The 21,392-nt window shown below is 61.3% G+C and carries 19 protein-coding genes; 7 read left to right on the top strand and 12 right to left on the bottom strand.

The window, feature by feature from the left end; all coding sequences use genetic code 11:
* Positions 1 to 2: 2 nt before the first annotated feature.
* The 3 genes from iolD to ACT53S_RS12930 all read right to left on the bottom strand — a co-directional run bounded on the left by iolD (position 3) and on the right by ACT53S_RS12930 (position 4,687).
* Entirely contained in the window at positions 3 to 1,823 is a 1,821-nt protein-coding gene (gene iolD, locus ACT53S_RS12920; protein ID WP_476067281.1) for a 3D-(3,5/4)-trihydroxycyclohexane-1,2-dione acylhydrolase (decyclizing), read from the bottom strand.
* The gene (locus tag ACT53S_RS12925; RefSeq protein ID WP_476067282.1) at positions 1,820 to 3,748 is read right to left on the bottom strand and encodes a bifunctional 5-dehydro-2-deoxygluconokinase/5-dehydro-2-deoxyphosphogluconate aldolase; all 1,929 of its coding nucleotides are present in this window, start codon (positions 3,746 to 3,748) and stop codon (positions 1,820 to 1,822) included. The genes iolD and ACT53S_RS12925 overlap by 4 nt, the downstream gene beginning before the upstream one ends.
* Positions 3,749 to 3,868: 120 nt before the next feature.
* Entirely contained in the window at positions 3,869 to 4,687 is an 819-nt protein-coding gene (locus tag ACT53S_RS12930) for a MurR/RpiR family transcriptional regulator (RefSeq protein ID WP_476067481.1), read from the bottom strand.
* A gap of 187 nt (positions 4,688 to 4,874) precedes the next feature.
* On the opposite strand from ACT53S_RS12930, the gene iolG reads away from it, so the two are divergent.
* A complete protein-coding gene (gene iolG / locus ACT53S_RS12935) occupies positions 4,875 to 5,870 on the top strand; it encodes an inositol 2-dehydrogenase (RefSeq protein ID WP_476067283.1) in 996 nt (331 codons plus the stop codon).
* 90 nt (positions 5,871 to 5,960) lie between these two features.
* Here iolG and ACT53S_RS12940 read toward each other — a convergent pair whose 3' ends face one another.
* The 6 genes from ACT53S_RS12940 to ACT53S_RS12965 all read right to left on the bottom strand — a co-directional run bounded on the left by ACT53S_RS12940 (position 5,961) and on the right by ACT53S_RS12965 (position 12,026).
* Positions 5,961 to 7,016 carry a Gfo/Idh/MocA family protein gene (locus ACT53S_RS12940; protein WP_142072012.1) on the bottom strand — a complete coding sequence of 352 codons (1,056 nt, stop codon included), beginning with the start codon at positions 7,014 to 7,016 and terminating at the stop codon, positions 5,961 to 5,963.
* Positions 7,013 to 7,798 carry a ThuA domain-containing protein gene (locus tag ACT53S_RS12945; protein WP_476067284.1) on the bottom strand — a complete coding sequence of 262 codons (786 nt, stop codon included), beginning with the start codon at positions 7,796 to 7,798 and terminating at the stop codon, positions 7,013 to 7,015. Before ACT53S_RS12945 ends, ACT53S_RS12940 begins: the two co-directional genes overlap by 4 nt.
* 58 nt (positions 7,799 to 7,856) lie before the next feature.
* Entirely contained in the window at positions 7,857 to 8,882 is a 1,026-nt protein-coding gene (locus ACT53S_RS12950; RefSeq protein ID WP_476067285.1) for an ABC transporter ATP-binding protein, read from the bottom strand.
* A gap of 12 nt (positions 8,883 to 8,894) precedes the next feature.
* Positions 8,895 to 9,722 (bottom strand): carbohydrate ABC transporter permease, encoded by an 828-nt coding sequence (locus tag ACT53S_RS12955; protein ID WP_476067286.1) that lies wholly within the window; start codon positions 9,720 to 9,722, stop codon positions 8,895 to 8,897.
* Complete coding sequence (locus ACT53S_RS12960) at positions 9,722 to 10,705, bottom strand: carbohydrate ABC transporter permease (RefSeq protein WP_476067287.1); 984 nt, start codon at positions 10,703 to 10,705, stop codon at positions 9,722 to 9,724. The genes ACT53S_RS12955 and ACT53S_RS12960 overlap by 1 nt, the downstream gene beginning before the upstream one ends.
* Before the next feature lie 61 nt (positions 10,706 to 10,766).
* A complete protein-coding gene (locus tag ACT53S_RS12965; protein ID WP_476067288.1) occupies positions 10,767 to 12,026 on the bottom strand; it encodes an ABC transporter substrate-binding protein in 1,260 nt (419 codons plus the stop codon).
* 340 nt (positions 12,027 to 12,366) lie between these two features.
* Here ACT53S_RS12965 and ACT53S_RS12970 point away from each other — a divergent pair, with 340 nt between their 5' ends.
* From ACT53S_RS12970 to ACT53S_RS12980, 3 genes are all read left to right on the top strand, one after another.
* Positions 12,367 to 13,395 (top strand): substrate-binding domain-containing protein, encoded by a 1,029-nt coding sequence (locus ACT53S_RS12970; RefSeq protein WP_476067289.1) that lies wholly within the window; start codon positions 12,367 to 12,369, stop codon positions 13,393 to 13,395.
* Positions 13,392 to 14,249 (top strand): PfkB family carbohydrate kinase, encoded by an 858-nt coding sequence (locus tag ACT53S_RS12975; RefSeq protein ID WP_476067290.1) that lies wholly within the window; start codon positions 13,392 to 13,394, stop codon positions 14,247 to 14,249. The genes ACT53S_RS12970 and ACT53S_RS12975 overlap by 4 nt, the downstream gene beginning before the upstream one ends.
* Positions 14,250 to 14,323: 74 nt before the next feature.
* On the top strand, positions 14,324 to 14,626 hold the full coding sequence (locus ACT53S_RS12980; protein WP_113375859.1) for a DUF982 domain-containing protein: 303 nt from the start codon (positions 14,324 to 14,326) through the stop codon (positions 14,624 to 14,626).
* 184 nt (positions 14,627 to 14,810) lie between these two features.
* Here ACT53S_RS12980 and treY read toward each other — a convergent pair whose 3' ends face one another.
* Entirely contained in the window at positions 14,811 to 17,468 is a 2,658-nt protein-coding gene (gene treY, locus ACT53S_RS12985) for a malto-oligosyltrehalose synthase (protein ID WP_476067291.1), read from the bottom strand.
* Between the two features lie 74 nt (positions 17,469 to 17,542).
* Entirely contained in the window at positions 17,543 to 17,815 is a 273-nt protein-coding gene (locus ACT53S_RS12990) for an usg protein (RefSeq protein ID WP_113375857.1), read from the bottom strand.
* Positions 17,816 to 18,081: 266 nt separating this feature from the next.
* Here ACT53S_RS12990 and groES point away from each other — a divergent pair, with 266 nt between their 5' ends.
* Together groES and groL are read left to right on the top strand one after the other, a co-directional pair.
* Positions 18,082 to 18,396: a co-chaperone GroES gene (gene groES / locus ACT53S_RS12995; protein ID WP_113375856.1), complete on the top strand. Its 315-nt coding sequence runs from the start codon at positions 18,082 to 18,084 to the stop codon at positions 18,394 to 18,396.
* 37 nt (positions 18,397 to 18,433) lie between these two features.
* The gene (gene groL, locus ACT53S_RS13000) at positions 18,434 to 20,059 is read left to right on the top strand and encodes a chaperonin GroEL (protein WP_113375855.1); all 1,626 of its coding nucleotides are present in this window, start codon (positions 18,434 to 18,436) and stop codon (positions 20,057 to 20,059) included.
* 69 nt (positions 20,060 to 20,128) lie between these two features.
* Here the strand turns inward: groL and ACT53S_RS13005 are convergent, their stop codons facing one another.
* Positions 20,129 to 20,818 carry an EAL domain-containing protein gene (locus ACT53S_RS13005; RefSeq protein ID WP_476067292.1) on the bottom strand — a complete coding sequence of 230 codons (690 nt, stop codon included), beginning with the start codon at positions 20,816 to 20,818 and terminating at the stop codon, positions 20,129 to 20,131.
* 272 nt (positions 20,819 to 21,090) lie between these two features.
* Here ACT53S_RS13005 and ACT53S_RS13010 point away from each other — a divergent pair, with 272 nt between their 5' ends.
* Positions 21,091 to 21,309, top strand: coding sequence for a hypothetical protein (locus tag ACT53S_RS13010; RefSeq protein ID WP_476067293.1), 219 nt, complete (start codon positions 21,091 to 21,093; stop codon positions 21,307 to 21,309).
* The last annotated feature ends 83 nt before the right edge of the window (positions 21,310 to 21,392 follow it).

The following is a 21,392-nucleotide window of genomic DNA, read 5'->3' on the forward strand; positions in this document are numbered from 1 at the left end:
GATCAGGTTCTTTCCTTCAGAGCCGCTTCATAGGCAACGCGGGCTTGATTGACTTCGGCGCGGGCGGAGACTTCCGGCACCGCGACATCCCACCAGGAACCGCCGGCTCCGGTGGTCGGGTAAGGATCGGTATCGATGACGATAACAGTCGTCTCGGTCGCTGCACGGGCGGCGTCCAGGGCTGTTTCCAGCTCAGAGATCGACGACACCTTGTGGGACCTCGCGCCCATCGACGCCGCATGAGCGGCAAAATCGATGGCGATGGGGCTGACATTCGAATGGGCATAGAGGTTGTTGAACTGCGCGCCGCCGGTGCCCATCTGCAGCCGGTTGATGCAGCCGTAGCCCCTATTATCGGTGATCACGAGCGTGATCTTCACGCCCATGCCGACAGCCGTTGCCAGTTCCGAATTCATCATCATGTAGGAGCCGTCGCCGACCATGACGATGACGTCGCGATCGGGCTCGGCCATCTTGATGCCGAGACCACCGGCGATCTCGTAACCCATGCAGGAGAAGCCGTATTCCATGTGATAGGAAAGCGGCAGCTTCGACTTCCACAGCTGATGCAACTCGCCCGGCATCGTGCCAGCCGCGCACATGACAACCGTGTTGTCGCGCGAAGCGCGCTGGACCGCGCCGATCACCTGCATGTCGGTCGGCAGCGCATTGCTGTCGGTGGGTGCTGCCGTCACGGCATCCGCCTTGGCAAACCAGGAGGCCTTGAGACCGGCATCAGGTGCGGCATACGTGTGATCACCAAGCGCCGCCGAAAGTTTTTCGAGCCCGATCTTCGCATCCGCCACCAGCGGGATCGCATCATGCTTGGCGCTGTCGTAAGGCTGGACGTTGAGCGCCAGAATTTTCCGGTTGGGGTTCTTGAACAGCGCCCAAGAGCCGGTGGTGAAATCCTGGAAACGCGTGCCGATGCCGATGACGAGATCGGCCTTTTCCGAAACGACATTGGCGCTTTCGGAACCGGTCACACCGACAGGGCCGAAGTTCAGACCATGATCCCAAGCCAGTGCCGACTTGCCGGCCTGCGTCTCGACGACGGGGATCTGGTGCTTCTCGACAAAGGCCTTCAGCGTGTCAGTGGCGCCCGAAAAATGCACGCCGCCACCGGCAACGATGACAGGGTTCTTTGCAGCCTTCAGCGCCGCAACCGCTGCTTCGAATTCCACGACATCGGGTTCCGGACGACGGAAGCGCCAGGTCTTGCTTGCAAAGAAGCTCTCCGGATAGTCGTAGGCCTCGGCCTGCACGTCCTGGCAGAAGGCAAGCGTCACAGGACCGCAATCGGCAGGATCGGTCAGCGTCCGCATGGCGCGCGGCAGCGCAGTCAGCAGCTGCTCCGGGCGCATGATGCGGTCGAAATAGCGCGAGACAGGGCGGAAGCAGTCATTCGCCGACATCGTGCCGTCGCCGAAATCCTCGATCTGCTGCAGAACCGGATCGGGGCCGCGATTGGCAAAGACATCGCCGGGGATGAAGAGCACCGGCAGGCGGTTGACATGGGCGAGTGCGGCCGCCGTCACCATGTTGAGCGCACCGGGGCCGATGGAGGAGGTCACCGCCATGGCGCGGCGACGGCCAAGCTGCTTGGCATAGGCGATTGCCGCATGCGCCATCGACTGCTCGTTCTGGCCGCGATAGGTCGGCAGTTCCTCGCGGATGCCGTAAAGCGCCTCGCCGATGCCGGCGACATTGCCGTGACCGAAGATCGCCCAAACGCCTGCGATATAGGGAACGCCATCTTCGTTGAGCTGGTTGGCGAGGTAACGCACCATCGCCTGGGCGGCGGTCAGCCGGATCGTCTTCATGCTTTTCCTCCCTTGGCGGAAACCGCCTTCTGCCGCGCGGCGTCCCAGATCGCACAGAGGCTTTGGTAACGCGCGGCCATATCCTCCACGGCAGCGGTATCGCTCAGCGAACCGGCGAGCCACTTGCGCGCAGCATCACCGAAGATCGTGCGGCCGACGGCGAAACCCTTGACCAGATCGAAGCCGGCGGCAAGCTGGAAGCTCGCCTCAAGCTCCGCCTGCGGCGCATCAAGGCCGAGCACGACGATGCCGCGCGTATAGGGATCGTTGCGCTCGATCGCGTTGCAGGCATTGGCCCACGACGCCACCGTCTTCATCGGCTCAAGCTTCCACCAGTCGGGATAGACGCCGATTTCATAGAACCGCTCGATGATCTTGGCGGTGGTCTCCTCGTCACAGGCGCCGACCTTGGAGGGGATGACCTCCAGCAGGAACTCGAGGCGATTGCGGCGCGCCGCATGGAAGAGCCTGAGCACCGTCTGCTCCTGCTCGGCCTTCATCTCCACCGTATCGTCAGGATGATAGAAGGTGAGAACCTTCACCACATGATCGACAGGCCACTCGACCAGACCGCCAAAATCGGGACCGATTTCCGGCTCCAGCGTCAGCGGGCGCGAACCCGGCCATTCCACAGGACGACCGATCCACAACCCCGTGCCGGCGGCGCGGTACAGCGCATCGCGACCCAACCGGCTGTCGCAGAGCAGGCCGTAACCGGCTTTGCCATCGGACACCTTGAGGGCGGCATCCAGGCAGAGGTTCTTGAACGCGCCGATCCGATGCTCCGAAACGCCAGCCTCTTTGGCCATGGCTTCGAGCTGCATGCGGTGGTCGAAGGCAAAGACCCGCATGGTCGACCAGTCACCCTTGCGGTTGGTTGACCAATGCACCTGCTCCAGGGCCGCATCCTTGCGCAGCGCCTTGTTCTGGATGCCAGTGCGGAAGAAGTACTGCAGCTCTTCCCAGCTCGGATAGGCCGGCGTGCAGCCGTGGCGGGAGACGGCAAAGGCGCCGCAGGCGTTGGCAAATTTCAGCGAGGTCGACCAGTCTTCGCCGGTCAGCCAGCCCTTGAGCAGACCCGACATGAAGCCGTCGCCGGCGCCAAGAACATTGAACACCTCGATCGGGAAACCTTCGCCGGTCTGCCCCTCATCGAGACTGTCGGGAATGGCATCTTCGAACACGACGGCGCCCATCGGCCCGCGCTTGCAAACAAGCGTCGCCGGCGAGACCTGGCGCACGGCGCGCAGCGCCTCGATCGTATCGGTGGAGCCACCGGCAATATGGAACTCCTCTTCCGTGCCGACGATGAGATTGAACAGATGCAGGGTCGACTGCAATTTCCGCGTCACCTTCTCGGATTCGACGAAACGGCTTTCGCCATCGCCGTGACCGGCCAGGCCCCAGAGGTTCGGGCGGTAATCGATGTCGAGCGCGGTCAGCCCGCCATATTCGCGCGAAATCGCCAGCGCCTTGAGCACTGCCTGTTCCGTGCGCGGGTTGGACAGATGTGTGCCGGTGACGCAGACGCAGCGCGCCTCGGCGACAAAATCCGGATCGATATCGTCTTCCGACAGCGCCATGTCGGCGCAGTTCTCGCGGTAGAAGATCAGCGGAAACTGGTGTTCGTCGCGAATGCCGAGCAGCACCAGTGCGGTCAGCCGCTCCTTGTCGGTTTTCACGCCGCGCACATCGACGCCCTCGCGCACAAGCTGCTCGCGGATGAAGCGACCCATATGCTCATCGCCGACGCGGGTAATCAGTGCCGACTTCAAACCGAGGCGCGCAGTGCCCGCCGCGATATTGGTCGGCGAGCCGCCGATATATTTGTTGAAGGAGGCCATATCCTCCAGCCGACCACCGATCTGGGCCCCGTAAAGGTCCACGGACGAGCGGCCGATCGTGATCAGATCGAGCGAAGCCAAATTGTCCTCCCTACTGCGGGATCTATCTGCCCCGCTCTCCACCGGCCATTCCATGGAATGGAACGGCCATTCTTCAAAATGGACTATAAATTCTATTTTTCAGAATTTCAATACGGACGTTCAATCTTCCTGCCGCGCCGTTCCCACGGCAACAGACAGAGTAATGGCGAGACAAAGCGTCGCGGAGAGCGACCGGAAGGCACCGAAATCCACTTCCGAGACCGACAGTAAAGTGGCATTCATCCGACGCAGCGGACTGACGACCGTATCGGTGACGGCAACCACGGGAATCCCCCTGCTCGCGACATCCTCCACGAGATCCAGCGTCTCGGCGGAATAGGGCGAAAAGGTCACGGCGAGCAGCGCATCACCCTCCCGGATGGCATGGTGATTGTCGAGCCGCCCGACCACGCTGTGCAGCATGGCCGGCACGCCCATCTTCTCGAAGGCATAGGCCATGTAGCTCGCCACCGGAAAGGAGCGGCGAAGGCCAATGATATGGATCATCCGCGCCTTGGACAGCAGCCCGACAGCCGTCTCAAGTGCCTGGGGATCAACGGTTTTGACGAGATTTTCCAGCGACATGCGGCCGGCTTCGACGAATTCGGCGAGAAGCGCAGACGGCGTGCCTTCCTGCATCTCCCGCAGGTGCTGCAGCCGCGTGGAATAATCCGGCCAACCTCCGACAAAGCTCTCGCGAAACAGCTTCTGCATCTCGGAAAAGCCGGTGAAACCCATGATCTGGCAGAAGCGCATGAAGGCCGAAGGCTGCACGCCCGCCCCTTCCGCCATCTCCGCCACGGTTGATACGGCGATGCGGTCCTTGTTGGCCGCCACATAGTCGGCGCACTGCTTCAGGCGCTTCGGCAGCGTGCTCGACACCTCCAGCAGCCGGTCCTCGAAGGCCTTGATCGTCTGTGGCCCGACACTCTCGTTCATCCCGCCCCCGTTTGCCTGAACTTCGCTTGACATGATCAGTGTCACGATCTAGCAAAATAGAACATATATTCCAAATCGTCACATTTGCCAGCGCGAAATGGAACAGAGACAGGGCGCTCGCCGCAAGCGCCTGACGACACCACAATCGCCTCGTCTGCGAGAAGACCGGGCACAGGGAGGAATGATCATGGTCACGAAACTGGCCCTTCTGGGCGCAGGCCGTATCGGCAAGGTGCATGCCAAGGCAATCGCCGAAGACAAGCGCGCCAAGCTGGTTGCCGTTGCCGATGCTTTTGCCGACGCCGCAAACGCCATCGCCGCCCAGACCGGCTGCGCGGTGAAGACGATCGAGGAGATCGAGGCCGACAAGGACATCGACGCCGTCATCATCTGCACGCCGACCAACACCCATGCCGACCTGATCGAGCGCTTCGCCAAGGCTGGCAAGGCCATCTTCTGCGAAAAGCCGATCGATCTGGATGTCGCACGCGCCAAGGCCTGCCTGGAGACTGTCCGCGCAGTCGGCGGCAAGGTCATGCTCGGCTTCAACCGCCGCTTCGACCCTCATTTCCAGGCCGTGCGCAAGGAGATCGACAAGGGCTCGATCGGCAAGGTCGAGATGGTGACGATCACCAGCCGCGACCCGGGCGCACCGCCTGCCGAATACATCAAGGTCTCCGGCGGCATCTTCCGCGACATGACCATTCATGACTTCGACATGGCCCGCTTCCTGCTCGGCGAAGAAATCGAAACGGTCCAGGCCTCGGCCTCCGTTCTCGTCGATCCTAAGATTGGCGAACTCGGCGACTACGACAGCGCCTCGCTGATCCTGACGACGAAGAGCGGCCGCCAGGCGATCATCTCCAACTCGCGCCGCGCATCCTACGGCTACGACCAGCGCATCGAGGTGCATGGTTCGCTGGGCTCGGTCTCGGCCGAGAACCAGCGCCCGGTTTCGATCGAAGTCGCCAACAAGGACGGTTATACCCGCCCGCCGCTGCACGACTTCTTCATGACCCGCTACACGGCCGCCTATGCAGCCGAAATCTCGGCCTTCATCGACGCGCTCGACAACGGCACGCCGATGGCACCGTCGGCTGAAGACGGCCTGATCGCGCTGGCGCTCGCTGATGCGGCCGTCAAGTCGGCCAAGGACAAGTCAGCCGTGACGGTCAGCTACTGAACCACAAGCTCCCGCGTGGCCGAGAGGTCACGCAGAATGGAAACGCCGCCCGAACCTCCTCGGGCGGCGTTTTCGTTTTGACGGCGGAGGTCAGACCGCCAGTTCGCGACGCTCGACTTCTGTCAGCATGGCGAGATCGAGGATCTTCTGCAGATTGGCCGCATGCCGGAAGCTCGGCTCCTGCGTATAGCCGGACTGGATGGCGGCGATGAACTTCTGATAGTTCGTCTGCACCGGATCAACCTCAATCTCGCGCCAGACGGCCTTCTCGACATCTTCCTGCAGGCAGGCCCGCAGGCGCGAGCCGTCGAGCCGGTGGATGACCTCGAGCGCGCCCTTGTCGCCATGCACCCTGAGCCGAAGCTCATTCAGGTGGCCGGTCGCCCAGCGGCTGGCATGGATGACACCCATGGCCCCGTTGGTGAACTCGGCCGTCATGGTGAAGCTGTCATTGGCGTCGAGATCATATTCGCCGATCTTGTTGCCCGGCGCCTTTTCGAAAGCCTTCATCCGGGCAAAGACATGATCGATCTCGGTGACCGCGCCATAACCGACGAAGTCGAGAATATGGATGCCGACATCGCCGAGCACACCGTTCGATCCGTGTTTGGTCGACAGGCGCCAGAGCCACTGGCTCTCGGTTGCCCAGTCGCCCCAGGCTTTCGAAACGAGCCAGCTCTGCAGATAGGAGGCCTCAATGTGGCGAACCTTGCCGATCTCGCCGGCCAGTACCATCTGCCGCGCCTTCTGCACCTGCGCCACGTTGCGATAGGTGAGGTTGACCATGTTGACGAGGCCGGAGGCTTCCGCAGCCGTCGCCATCTCGTCAGCCTTGGCATAGCTTTCGGCCAGCGGCTTTTCGCACATCACATGTTTGCCGGCGGCGAGCAATTGCAGCGTCGTGGCATAGTGAATGCGATCGGGCGTCACATTGGTGACCGCATCGAACTCGCCCCAGGCGATTGCCTCCTCCAGACTGGTGAAGGTGTTGGGAATGTCATGCCGGGCAGCGAAGGCGCGAACCTTCGCCAGATCGACATCGACGGCGGCCACGAGTTGGACGTCAGTGATGGTGGAAAAATTCATGGCATGGGTATTGGCCATGCCGCCGGTGCCCAGCACCAGAAGCCGGATAGGACTGCTCATTTGTAGCCTTCCTCGCCGGCCTGGTGGAGACGCGGGCCGCGCTCGGTGATCGGCTCGAGCGCCTTCTCGACCGGGACGTTCGGGGCATCATGCACGGCACCGTAATGCGGCATCGGGTTGTAGGCCCATTTCACGCCGTTGCGGATGACCTGCTGCACGGTTGCATCGTGATAGGTCGGATAGGTTTCGTGGCCGGGGCGGAAGTAGAAGATATTTCCGGCACCACGCTTCCAGGTGAGCCCTGAGCGGAAGATTTCGCCACCGGCAAACCAGGAGATGAACACGGTTTCGAGCGGCTCGGGAACGGAGAAGAACTCGCCGTACATTTCCTCGTTTTCCAGCACGAAATTTTCAGGAATGCCGGCTGCGATCGGATGTCCCGGATTGACCGTCCAGATCCGCTCGCGCTCGCCCGCCTCGCGCCATTTCAACGCGCAGGGCGTACCCATCAGCCGCTTGAACGGCTTGGAAAAATGGCCGGAATGCAGAACCAGCAGACCCATGCCTTCCCAAACACGCTTGGCAACGCGTTCGACGATCTCGTCGGACACCTCGCCATGCGCCTTGTGGCCCCACCAGACCAGCACATCCGTCTCTGCCAGTCGCTCGACCGACAGGCCGTGTTCCGGCTCCTGCAGGGTCGCGGTGGTCGCCTCGATCTCGCTGTCGGTATTGAGGGCTGCCGCTATCGTCGAATGCATGCCGTCGGGATAGATCCCCCGGACGATGGCATTTTCCCGCTCGTGAACGTTTTCACCCCAGACAACTGTTCTGATCGTCATCTGAATTCTCCTTCAGTATCGATCCTCCGCCATGGAGGACCGTATTTCATCATGGCGCTCAGGCGGCGCCTTTCATCAGGCCGCGGCCGATGGCGCGGCCATCGCGGTCGAAACGGTGCAGTTCATGCTCAACAGGCGAAAGCGCGACGTTTTCACCCGGCTTCAGTGTGGCGGTGCCCTCCTGCCGAACGACGATCGGCTCGGACGTGCCGATGTCGACATAGACATAGCTGTCCGACCCGAGCATTTCGGAATGCACGACAGAACCCCGCCAGCGGCCATCTTGTTCAATCGAAAGATGCTCGGCGCGAATGCCGATGGTATGGGCGCCCATTTCGTCCGAAAAGCGCCCATCGAGGAAATTCATCTTCGGTGATCCGATGAAACCGGCAACGAAGAGCGAATTCGGGCTCTCATAGAGTTCGAGCGGCGTGCCGATCTGCTCGACCACTCCGTCCCGCAACACGCAGATTCGGTCGGCGAGTGTCATCGCCTCTATCTGGTCATGGGTCACATAGATCATCGTCGTACTGTGCATGCTGCGATGAAGCTTGGCGATTTCGAGGCGGGTGGCGACCCGAAGGGCCGCATCGAGGTTGGAGAGCGGTTCATCGAACAGAAACACGCGAGGGTCTCGAACGATGGCGCGACCGATCGCCACACGCTGTCGCTGGCCACCCGAAAGCTGCCGGGGCAACCGCTCGAGATACGGGGTAAGCTGTAGCATGTCCGCCGCCTCCCGCACTCTTCGGTCGCGCTCCGCCTTGTCCTGACCGGCAAGCTTCATGCCGAAGGCCATGTTGTTGAACACGGTCATGTGCGGATAGAGCGCATAGGACTGGAACACCATTGCGATGCCGCGTTTCGCAGGCGGCAGTTGGTTCATCACCTCGCCATCAAAGGCGAGCGTGCCGGAGGAGATGTCCTCCAGGCCGGCGATCAGGCGCAGAAGCGTGGACTTGCCACAGCCGGAGGGGCCGACGAAAACCATGAATTCGCCGGAACGGATCTCCATGTCGACGCCCTTGATGACCTCAAGCGCCCCGAAGGATTTGCGGATATTGCTAAGCTGGATATGGGCCATGGGGTTATCCTCCTATCCCTTGACGCCGCCGGCGGTGAGGCCGGAAATGATACGCCGCTGGAAGATCAGAACGAGTATGACCAGCGGTACGGTGACGATGACCGAGGCAGCCATGATGTTGCCCCAGGGGATTTCGAACTGGCTGTCGCCGGAGAGCAGCGCGATGGCGACCGGCACGGTGCGCTGTGTGTTCGACGAGGTAAAAGTGAGCGCGAAGAGGAACTCGTTCCAGGCGGTGATGAAGGCGAGCAGCCCGGTCGTCACCAGTGCCGGCCACATCAGCGGCATGAACACCTGGGTGATGATCACCCACGACGAGGCCCCGTCGACGATCGCCGCCTCCTCAATCTCGATTGGCAGATCCCGCATGAAGGTGGTGAGCACCCAGACGGTGAACGGCAGCGTGAAGATCATGTAGGAGAAGATCAGCGCGATCGGCGTGTTGAAGATCCCCATCCAGCGAATGAGTTCGAACAGGCCGGCGAGCACGGCGATCTGCGGGAACATCGAGACCGCGAGGATGGTGAGCAGCAGCAGTCCCCTTCCCCGGAACCGGACACGGGCGAGCGCATAAGAGGCGGTCACCGCCAGGAACAGCGACAGCACGACCACCACGGTGGCCACCAGCAGCGAATTCCCGAGACTGCGCACGAAGCTGCCGCGCGACAGCACGCTTTCATAGCTCCCCAAGGTCACGTTCCTCGGCCAGTAGCTGATGTCGAAGAGCGCGCTACCGGGTTTGAGGCTTGTGATGATCGCGTAGTAGAACGGGAATACGGCAATGACGACGATGATCGCCACGAGCAGGTAGAAGGCGGATTGTTTGACGAGAGTCGGCATTAGCGATCCCCCGAAAGATTGACGCGGCCGAAGACGATGTAGAGCACCGTAATCGAGGCGATGATCAGGAAGAGCATGGTCGATGCGGCTGCCCCATAGGCGAACTTATCGAACTCGAACAGGTTTTCGCGCGCCATGACCGACATGGTCTTGGTCTGCGAATTGTTCGGCGTCAGCACATAGATGAGGTCGAAGATCCTGAGCGCATCCAGCATACGAAAGATGATGGCCACCATCAGCGCCGGACGAATGAGGGGTAGCGTGATCCGGAGGAACACCTTGACCGGATGCACCCCATCGATCTTCGCCGCCTCGTAGATATCCTGCGGCACCATCTGCAGGCCCGCGAGAATGAGCAGCGCCATGAACGGCGTCGTCTTCCAAACGTCGACGATCAGAACCGCGACCATCGCCGTCTCCGGATTGGCCGTCCAGGCGATCTTCTGGCTGATCAGGCCAAGATTAAGGAAGATATCGTTCAAGATGCCGAACTGGTCGTTGAGCATCCAGGCCCACATCTTGGCAGACACGATGGTCGGGATGGCCCAGGGGATCAAGATGGCGGCACGCACGAGGCCGCGGCCGGGGAAACTTGCGTTCAGCACGAGCGCCACGATAAGACCGAGCACCGTCTCGATCGAGACCGACAGAAGGGTAAATCGCAGCGTATTCCAGACTGCACCCCACCACGCAGGGTCGACCAGCAGCCCGCGCCAAACGGTGCGGCCGCTCTGCAGCGTGATCCAGGTGAGGTAGTTATTAAAGCCGATGAACTCGGCACCGGCGAGGTTGTTGAGCGTAGCGTTGGTGAAGCTGAAATAGATCGTCCGGACGAGCGGCCAACCGGCCACCATGGCGAGAACGAGAAGGGTCGGGGCGAGAAAGATCCAGGCGGAGCGGGTACGCTGGGCGCTCAGATCGGAGCCGGCTGTCGCTCTGGCCGTAACCGGCCGGACGTCTCTCTGGATGGGGATGTCGGTCATGGGCAGTCCTCCCGAAAAGCGGTGAGAAGCCGGGCGGCAGAAGGACCGCCCGGCCAAAACATCACCAGCCGTTGCCCATGAGTTCGTTCAGCTCGATCTCGAGCAGTTCCAGGTTTTCTGCAGCGGTGCCGGAGCCCGAAAGCGTGTTGTGCACGGCGCCCCAGAAGCGCGAGGACACCTCGTTATACTTGACCTTGGTCGTCGCGGATGGACGCGGTACGGCATCCTGGAAGATCGGCTTCCACTGCGGCATGAAGGGCTGGGCGGCTGCGACGTCGGCGTCGTCATAGAGGGCCGAACGCGTGGGAAGGTTCGAGAGTTCGATGGCGCGCCGCTTCTGCACCTCGGCAGAGGTGAGGAATTTGACGAGTTCGATCGAGGCTTCCTGCTCCTCCGAATACTTGGACACGGCAAGGTTCCACCCGCCAAGGGTCGAGGACGGCTTGTCGCCGGCCGCAGCCACGGGAAGCGTCGTGACATCAAACTTGCCCTTCACCGCGCTGTCGTCGCCATTGCCGAGCGCGAAGGCATAAGGCCAGTTACGCATGAACACGGCATTGCCGGTCTGCCAGACCCCACGAGACTCCTCTTCCTGATAGGCGAGCACGCCGGGTGGCGAGATGGTGCCGATCCACGACTTCGCCTGATCGAGAGCAGCAGCGGCTTTCTCATTATTGACTGAGATTGTGCCATCCGGCTCGACGATCTGGCCGCCGCCCGAAGACTTGATCCATTCGAGCGCATTGCAGGTCAGTCCTTCATAGGCATTCGCCTGGAAGACATAGCCCCAGAGATCCTTCTGGCCGGCTTCGCGCTCCTTGTCCTGGATTTCCTTGGCGACTGCAGCCATGTCGGCCCAGGTCTTCGGGACGTCTTTTCCGTATTTTTCCAAAAGATCTTTCCGGTAGAACAGCGCCGGTGCGTCCGTATAGAGCGGCATTGCGACGAGGCGGCCATCGACGGTCTGGGACTCTATGATCGACGGGAAGAACTCATTGATCGCCTCGCCGGCCGCCGGCTTGAGGTCAACGAACTGGTCAGCGAGCTGCGGCGCCCAGACGACGTCCGTCTGGTAGACGTCCACGTCCTTGTTGCCGGCAGCAAGCCAAAGTCGGTACTGGGCGAACTGCTCCGAGCTGGATGGCGGCATGGTCACGAGCGAGATCTTGTGACCACTCTTTTCCTCGAACTCCACAAACAGCTTGCGCAAGAAGTCGAGGTTCTTGCCGGTCGAATTCGCTGCGACCGAAATCTCCGCAGCCTGAACGCTTCCGCACAACGCAGTGGCCGCGATCAATGCGGCGCTCAACAGTGTTTTCATCGATATCTCCTCCCGAGAAACCAAAGCCGTTTCCGCTCTCCACAATAAAATTGAAAACGCTTTGGTTCCAAAACACTGGCAAAAAACACCAACCGAGTCAAACCATGTTCCATCATGCCCAAAGACATCATATCAAATAACTGATATTCATGTTTAATTTCAAACCATCCCCAAGCATATGACCTCGTCGAATCCCGCAAACGCACCATGACGAGGCTACGAAAATACAAAATTGTAATCGCTTTAAATCGCGACGGGCGAAACTTGCCAGATCCGGCGTGCTCGTGGGATAAGCATCTGGGGGAGCCTCCCGGATATCCCGACGGAGGAAACGGAACGCATGAAACTCAAGGATTTCGCCCAGCACATCGGTCTGTCGCCGACAACCGTCAGCCGCGCCTTGAGCGGGTATCCGGAAGTCAGCGAAGCGACGCGCACCCGTGTCGCGCAGGAGGCTGCCCGTCTCGGCTACCGCCCCAACATCAATGCCGTTCGGCTGGCGACCGGACGTGCCGGCGCGATCGGCGTCGTGATGACCAAAGCAGGCGACTATCAGTTCTCCGAATTCATGAGCGGCATGGCCGAGCGCCTGAGCGGCGAGGACATCGACATTCTCATCACGCCGATGGTCGAGCACGACGCACGTGACGAACAACAGCTTTATCGCAGGCTCGTCGAAAGCCGACGCGTGGATGGTGTCGTCATCCACTCGCCCCGTCCAGATGACCCCCGTATCGCTCTGTTGAACCAATTGAAACTGCCCTTCGTCGTCCATGGCCGCTCGGCCACCGACGTCCCACATGCCTGGCTCGACATCGACAACGAGGGCGCAATCCGTCGCAGCACGGAGCATTTGCTTGACCTCGGTCACCGGCGCATCGCATTGCTGAATGGGCGCGCGGGCCTCACCTTCACCACGCATCGGCTCGCCGGCTTCAAGGCCGCACTTGCCGAACGCGGCGTCGAATTCGACCCCAAGCTGGTGACCCACGGCAATTTTACCGACGAGATCGGCTTTCGCTTCGCCCGCTCCGCACTCGAACAGAGGCCACGCCCGACCGCCTTCGTTGCCGGCTCGATGATGACCGCCCTCGGGGTCTATCGCGCCGCCCGTTCGATGAACCTGGTCGTTGGGCGCGACATTTCCGTCATCGCCCATGACGACGTCTTTCCCTATCTGACGGCTGAGAACATGGCGCCGTCGCTCTCCACAACGCGGTCGTCGATCCGCTCCGCCGGCACCCGCATCGCCGACCTCCTCCTGCAGATGTTGAGCGGCCGCCCCGCCACCGACATCGCCGAACTTTGGCCGGTGGAACTGATCCTGCGCGAGTCCAGCCGCCCCGTCCCCAAGGATGCCGAAGAATGAAAGCGGCGACTGCGGAACGCATCGTTGTCATCGGCCACGTCAACCACGACCGCATTTGGCAGCTCACCGAACCTTTGCAGGCCGGAGGGCGCCTGTTCTGGAGCAGCCGTGAGACGCGCCTGGGTGGCGGCGGCTATTTTACCGCACGCCGGTTGCACGATCTCGGCCATCCGGTGGCGATCCTGTCGAACCTGATGACCGATGGCCACGGCGATCGCGCGATGGCCGACCTCGACGCCCAGGGCTTGGACACCGGACTGATCACCCGCGTGACCGGCGATACCGATTTTGCCGACATCCTGCTCGACCCGAAGGGCGAGCGGACCATCCTGTCGAACGAACGACGCCTGTCGCGGGAATTTACTCTGGCCAGGCCCCTCTCTGACGCCGTCTTCTACGTCAATGCGCCACTCCTACCCGAGACGATCAGGGCCTCCCTTGACCGGGCACGGTTGGTCGTATCGCAACTACCGCTGCGTCGGGCCGATCAGCGACCGGCCGATATCATGATCGGCTCCAAGGCGGATGTGCCCGGTAGAGGCATGGCCGATCTCTGGTCGCTCGCGGTTACTCTGGCTGGCGAGCGGCTTCGCCATCTCGTGATGACCGATGGACCGGAGGCCATTTCCATCTATGACGGCACGCGGGAAATGACAGTGGTTCCGGCAGAGCGGGTGCAGGTTCGCGACACAATCGGCGCCGGCGACAGCTTCAGCGGCGGGGTGATTCACGCTCTCCTTCGCGGGGCAGATATCGCGGCAGCGGTGCGCATAGCCGCCGACTTGACCGCCGATTGGCTGGCCGCGCGTGAGCAGGAAACGGCGGCAATGACAACTGAAAAATCAACGCTGTAACCAATTTTATTTGACTGCCCCTCCGGAACTCTACGCAAACCTGGCGAGTTTGTGGGTGCCATACGGAGGAAGGCATGACTGAATACGATTTTACCTGGAACCGCCCCGTGGAGTTGGAACTGCCTTGCGGCCTGACACGACGTTTCCAGAACGCCTATGATGCCCTGGATTTTCTCGATGCCGAATGGCCAACACGGCGCGGACCGGCTTACGAACGCGCGATGCGTCTATGCCGGAACGCCCTTCGCGGTGTCCGCGCCGCCGAACTCGCTCGCGCAGCTTTCATTGCAGCTGCTGAAGAAGCGGGCATGCGTCTGGCCAGCGACCCCGGCAGGCTGGTGAGTTTCCTGCCGCAGCGCCGCAACGCGGTGGCTTGAGAACCAACTAGACATCGAATTGAGGGTGTGGCCGCATTCTGGACACACCCTCGCGCCGACAACAGGCAAATCTTCACCCATCATGTGCCTTGCTGGTGCCGCGCCGGCGTGCAGGCTGCTGCCGCCGACAGCAAGGATATTGGCGGCACCCGTTCCCTCGTTCATTGCGATCAACGATAATCCGTCACGTGCGCTCCGCTGAGAGTATTGCCACGGTTTGCCCGTTGAGCACTTCGCTCATCAGCAGCTTGGCCCCCGCGCAAATGGCACGGTCCGTGAGGGCATCACGCCAGCAGACCTCTACCAAGCCGTCAGGGAACGCCACCGATGTATCGCCCCAGAACTCGGCTTGCCCAAGGGCCTGAGCCTCCGTCAGCATCGAAAGGGGCAGGCGGCAGGCGACAGTGACGACGGCCTCCTCGCCAAGCATCCGAGCAAAGGCGACGATGTGGCGGCTTCTGGGTCCAGCGGCAACCAGCGGCACATAGCTCCCTTCCGCGAAGAGCTGGGGAAGCCGGTTGCGCAGACGAAGCCCGCGCCCGACCACAGCCTGTTTGACCCAGCCTGAGGCCAGAGCCTGAGGGTCCGAAAAAGCGATCGGGGCATCCGGGTCGAACTGGGCAAGCGTCGAGAAAGGCGGCGGGCGACGGTTGTCCGGATCCACAAAGCTGAGATCAATCCCTTCGCTGCCCTGATAGATATCCGGGATTCCCGGCGCCGTCAGCTTGATCGCCGTCTGCGTCAGCCCATTGACGAGGCCCGCGACAATGAGTGGTTGGATCTCGCCGACAAATTCCGTCACGAATCCCGGGTGGTCAAGCAGCAGACCACGCACATAATCTTCGGCGGCTGTCTCGTACTCCTCATTCACCGCGTTCCAGTCGCTGCGGAGTTTTGCCTCGCGAAGGGACTTTTGGACGAAGGCGACAACCCGTTCTGCAAACTCGGCGACGCCTTCGCGATGCTCCGCGCGCAGATCGACAGGCCAGTGCCCGATCAGCGCCTGGAAGATCATCCATTCGATCTCCGGCTCCGGCGCCGGACCGTCCTGTAACGGCTTCACTCCTTGCTGCGCCATCTGCCGCCAACGCGCGATCCGCGCCGCCATGGCGGTCGCGTCTTCAGCAAAGGCGAAGAGCCGCGCCCGCGCATCCTCACCGCGCTTGGTATCATGCGTCGAGGAGGCGGAAAGCCCTTGTGGCTGCCCCTCGGCACGCCGCGCCATTTCCTGGTGGAAATGATCGAGCCCCGCCTCGGGCGGCTCCAGTTCGCCCCCCACCTCGTTGAGCGCCAGGAATTCGCCGTGACGGAAAAACAGGGTGTCTTCCAGGGACTTCGCCATCAACGGCCCAGTCAGCTGCTGGAATCGCCGACGGAATTCGGCAATATCCTGGTCATGCCCGGAGGCGCCTCCCTCGCCTTTCAGCTTAGCGGCAAGACTGCGCGCGGCATCAGCCTCGTCATCGGAGAGGCTTCGGCAGGCGTCGCGAAGAACCTCCTCCAGCAAGGCGCGATCGCCAGCCGGAATGGCGTCGTCCCGGCCGTAGGTCCGGTAGCGCGGAAAGCAGAGCAGCAGCTCTTCGAGCGCCCCGCGCAAGACTTGGTTGTCGAACCCGGTCAGCCGCACGCCTTGCCGCAGCAGAGCGTTCACCTCGCCGGCGAAATTCACCCGGATCATCTGCCGCTTGGCGGCCCGCATCTCCAGAGCGATGTCGGAAGCGCCGCCGCTGACCTGCTCATAGGCCTTGCGGACAGCACGGAACCCGTCTGCGTCAAGCAGAACCGGGACCTGGGACGCAATGAATTCGTAGCCAGTTGTCCCCTCGACTGGCCAGTCTGAAGGAAGCGTTTCACCGGGCGCCAGGATCTTCTCGACCACCAGATAGACATCCTCGCCAATGGCCGCGCGAAGTTTGGAAAGATAGGCTGAAGGGTCGGCGAGGCCATCGACATGGTCGATGCGTAACCCTTGCAAGACATCCCTGCGCACCAGATCGAGAACCGTCTGGTGCACATCGTTGAACACCGTTTCGTCTTCCACCCTCAACCCGACCAGTCCCGCGATCTCGAAGAAACGTCGATAGTTGAGCCCTTGTGCAGCCTCCGTGAAATGCATGAGGCGCCAGGGCTGAAGGCTGTGCAGGAAAACGAGGAAATCGGCATCGCGGGCGCGTGTTTCGAGCGTCCGCAGCAGCGCCTCGCAGTCCCCACCTTGGCAAAGGTCGAGTACGGCGCGATGAAAGGCAGCGGCCTCTTTGCTGTTGGCGGCACGCCCCAAATCCGCAAGCCGCGTCGCCATCGGATCGGTCGTTTCGCTCAAGACGGCAGGATAGGTTTGAGGGTTCAGCGGATAGAGGCTGTCGAAATATTTGAGTGCCAGCCCTCCTACGGACCGATCGAGCACGAGCGATAGCGAACCGTCCATCACCACCTGTTCAAAGCTGGAGCCGAGAAAGGGCAGCGTCAGCTTCTGGGTCCAGTCGATGTCGAAATGACGCGCAAAGGGGCTGACCTCACCCCAGGTCACGACACTGCGCCACCAGGGGTTTTCCAGGCTGGCCGCCATGTGGTTTGGAACGATGTCGAGGATAAGGCCGAGACGCGCAGCTTTGAGTGCGTGCGACAGCCGCTCAAGCCCCTCCCGGCCACCCAGCACAGGGTCGACGAGATTGGCATCCGTGACGTCGTAACCATGGGTAGACCCCTTAGTTGCGGCGAAGATGGGAGATGCATACACGTGGCTGATGCCGAGCCGTTTCAGATAGGGGATCAGGCCGATGGCACGGTCGAAGTCCATCCCGCCTCGAAACTGCAGACGGTATGTCGAGACGGGAATGGGCATGCGGGCATCCTCGGGAGAAGTTTAGGCGACGCTGCGTAACGCCGCCCACCCGGGGTTGTTCCCAGCAGCTCGTCTCAGTGGAGCCTGAATTCTCCGTCCACCTTGCGCCATTCGTTGGGGCCGATCAGGCGCTTGTGGCTGAAACGCACCGAATGAAGGTCGCCATCGAGATTGGTGCGCCAGAACTCCAGGAACTTCGTCATCTGCGGGAAATCAGGGGCCAGATCGTAATCCTGCCAGAGGAAGGTCTGCAGCACGGAGCGAAAGTCCGGCATGCGGTAGAGGATATGCGCGGTGGTGAGCCCGTACCCCTCCATCTGGAGGGTGAAGTCATGCGAAGGATTCATGCGGTTTCCCTCTTGATTATGGACGAGAAAAGTTTGCCGAAAAATTCGCGACAGGCAACAAAAATCATCTTTTTCTCATTGAATTCAGAATGTTAGCAGCAGAACTCACTGAGTGCTGATTTTTTCGTGAAGCCCTCTTGAAACGAAAAAACGGAAAAACCAAATCTTCGCGCGCCGGATGCCGTTGAAGGGTCCGGCAACCCGTCCGGACCGCATCCGGTCCGGCCTTTGGGGACGTTCCATTTTTGTTTGTCCAGGAGGAAAACATGAAGTTCCGTCCGCTGCACGACCGCATCGTCGTCCGCCGCGTTTCGTCCGAGGAAAAGACCAAGGGCGGCATCATCATCCCCGACACTGCCAAGGAAAAGCCGCAGGAAGGCGAAGTCGTCGCCGTTGGCCCGGGCGCCCGCAACGAGCAGGGCCAGATGGTCGCCCTCGACGTGAAGGTCGGCGACCGCGTTCTCTTCGGCAAATGGTCCGGCACCGAGATCAAGATCGACGGCGAAGAGCTGTTGATCATGAAGGAAGCCGACGTCATGGGCATCATCGAAGCCCAGGCTGCCGAAAAGAAAGCCGCCTGAGAACCATCAGTCATCATTTGCCTTTGAGGAGTGAACCATGGCTGCAAAAGAAGTGAAATTCCACACCGATGCCCGCGAAAAAATGCTGCGTGGCGTCGATATCCTCGCCAATGCCGTGAAGGTGACGCTGGGTCCCAAGGGCCGCAACGTCGTCATCGACAAGTCCTTCGGCGCCCCCCGCATCACAAAGGACGGTGTATCGGTCGCCAAGGAAATCGAGCTTGAAGACAAGTTCGAAAACATGGGCGCGCAGATGCTGCGCGAAGTCGCCTCCAAAACCAATGATCTCGCCGGTGACGGCACCACCACCGCGACCGTGCTCGCCCAGGCCATCGTCAAGGAAGGCGCGAAAGCCGTAGCCTCCGGTCTCAACCCGATGGACCTCAAGCGCGGCGTCGACCTCGCCGTCGAAGCTGTCGTGGCCGAACTGAAGGCCAATGCCCGCAAGATCTCCAACAATGCCGAGATCGCTCAGGTCGGCACCATCTCCGCCAATGGCGACACGGAGATCGGTCGCTACCTCGCCGAAGCGATGGAGAAGGTCGGCAATGACGGCGTGATCACCGTCGAGGAAGCGAAAACCGCCGAAACCGAACTCGAAGTCGTCGAAGGCATGCAGTTCGACCGCGGCTATCTCTCGCCCTACTTCGTGACCAATCAGGAAAAGATGCGCGTCGAACTCGACGATCCCTACATCCTGATCCACGAGAAGAAGCTGTCGAACCTGCAGGCGCTGCTCCCGGTGCTCGAAGCCGTCGTCCAGTCGGGCAAGCCGCTGGTCATCATTGCCGAAGACGTCGAAGGCGAAGCGCTCGCAACCCTCGTCGTCAACAAGCTGCGCGGTGGTCTGAAGGTTGCTGCCGTCAAGGCTCCGGGCTTCGGCGATCGTCGCAAGGCGATGCTCGAGGATATCGCCATCCTGACGGGTGGTACGGTCATCTCGGAAGACCTCGGCATCAAGCTCGAGAACGTCACGCTCAATATGCTGGGCCGTTCAAAGAAAGTGTCGATCGAGAAGGAGAACACCACGATCATCAACGGCGCCGGCTCCAAGACCGAGATCGATGGTCGCGTGGCCCAGATCAAGGCGCAGATCGAGGAGACCTCCTCCGACTACGACCGCGAGAAGCTGCAGGAGCGTCTGGCCAAGCTCGCCGGTGGCGTTGCCGTCATCCGCGTCGGCGGCTCGACGGAAGTCGAGGTGAAGGAGAAGAAGGATCGCGTCGACGATGCCCTGCATGCGACCCGTGCAGCCGTTGAGGAAGGCATCCTGCCCGGCGGCGGCGTGGCGCTCCTGCGCTCGGTCAAGGCACTCGACAATCTGAAGGCGCCGAATGACGACCAGCGCGTCGGCATCGACATCATCCGTCGGGCGATCGAAGCCCCGGTGCGCCAGATCGCCGAGAATGCCGGTGCCGAAGGCTCGATCATCGTCGGCAAACTGCGCGAGAAGTCTGAATTCGCTTACGGCTGGAACGCCCAGACCGGCGAATATGGCGACCTCTTCGCCCAGGGCGTCATCGATCCGGCCAAGGTCGTGCGCACGGCACTTCAGGATGCGGCCTCGGTTGCCGGCCTCTTGATCACCACGGAAGCGATGATCGCCGAGAAGCCGAAGAAGGAAGCCGCCCCTGCCCTGCCGGCCGGCGGCATGGACTTTTGAGGACGTTCCGGACTTGAGACGTTGTGGAGGGCCGCTCGTCGAGCGGCCCTTTTGCCATCGGGTGATCGCTCAGGCGGCGATCGACACGGGGCTCAAGCCCTCGAAAGTCGGGCGGGCGATGTAGTAGCCTTGGATCAGATGGACGCCGAGCTCGGTCAGCACCTGCAGCTCGCCCTCTGTCTCGATCCCCTCGCAGACCACGGTGATGCCGAGATCAGCCAGCATGGCCAGCGTGTGACGCACCACGACCCGCTTCACCGGGTCGGTATCAATGCCACGGATCAGATCCATGTCGAGCTTCACAAGGTCGGGCTGGAAGCGGGCGAGCAGGTTGAGGCCGGAAAAGCCTGCGCCGAAATCGTCGATTGCCGTTTTGAAACCGATCTCCCGGTAGCTGCGCAGGATATTGAGGATGTGATCGGTATCGAGCTTTTCGACTTCGGTGAATTCGAAGATGATGCGATCGAGCGGAAAGTCGGTGCGCCGGGCAGTCTCCAACGTCTGGCGGATGCAAGCGCGTGGCTCATACACGGCATTGGGCATGAAATTGATGGAGAGATACGGACTCTCTGCGCGCGGAAACAGTTCGCTCGCAAGCTCGATCGCCCGCACCCGGCACAGCTGATCGAAGGCGTAACGGTTGGCCGGATCCACCATCGACAAGACGCCATGGGCGCCGCTGCCATCACCGCCCCGCACCAGGGCCTCATGCGCAAAGACCCGCTTCGAACGTAGATCGACAATAGGCTGGAACGCCATTGAAAACGCTAACGGAAATTTGGCTCTGCCTCGGCAACCCTGACACGACACAATGCATTCTCCATTATCGCAAACCTCGATAAAAACACGGACGGCTTAAGGAAGGCTGAAGCCGCTACGAAAGCGGTTCCGAATATTGCAATCCCCTGCGAATCGTTATGCCTGATCATTTTTGGGCGCCGCTTCATAACTCCATTTTATTCAAATATGCTTGATTTCGTGGCCGATTCGGGATTCGGCGCGGGCTAAATGACTTAGCTGGGGATGCGGACATGACTGACCATACGGAAATCGAGACCTGGGCAATGGTGCGGGCGCAGCAGATCGTCATGCAACAAGGTGCCAACCTCGTCGTGGCGGCCCAGAGGCTGGACCATAAGAAGACCACCGCCAACACCTATGCCCTGCGGGCAGCGATCGTCAAATCGCTCATGGAAGCCCTGTCGGCACCTCCCTCTGCGACGATAGGCCAGATGCAGGCCGGAGAATGAGAGCCCCCAAACGATAGACGCCGCGTCTGCAGGGCAGAACACGGCGTCTCGTCCTTGGGAGGATCGGCGACAGGCCAGCAGAG

The organism is Allorhizobium sp. DMC15 (assembly GCF_056314065.1).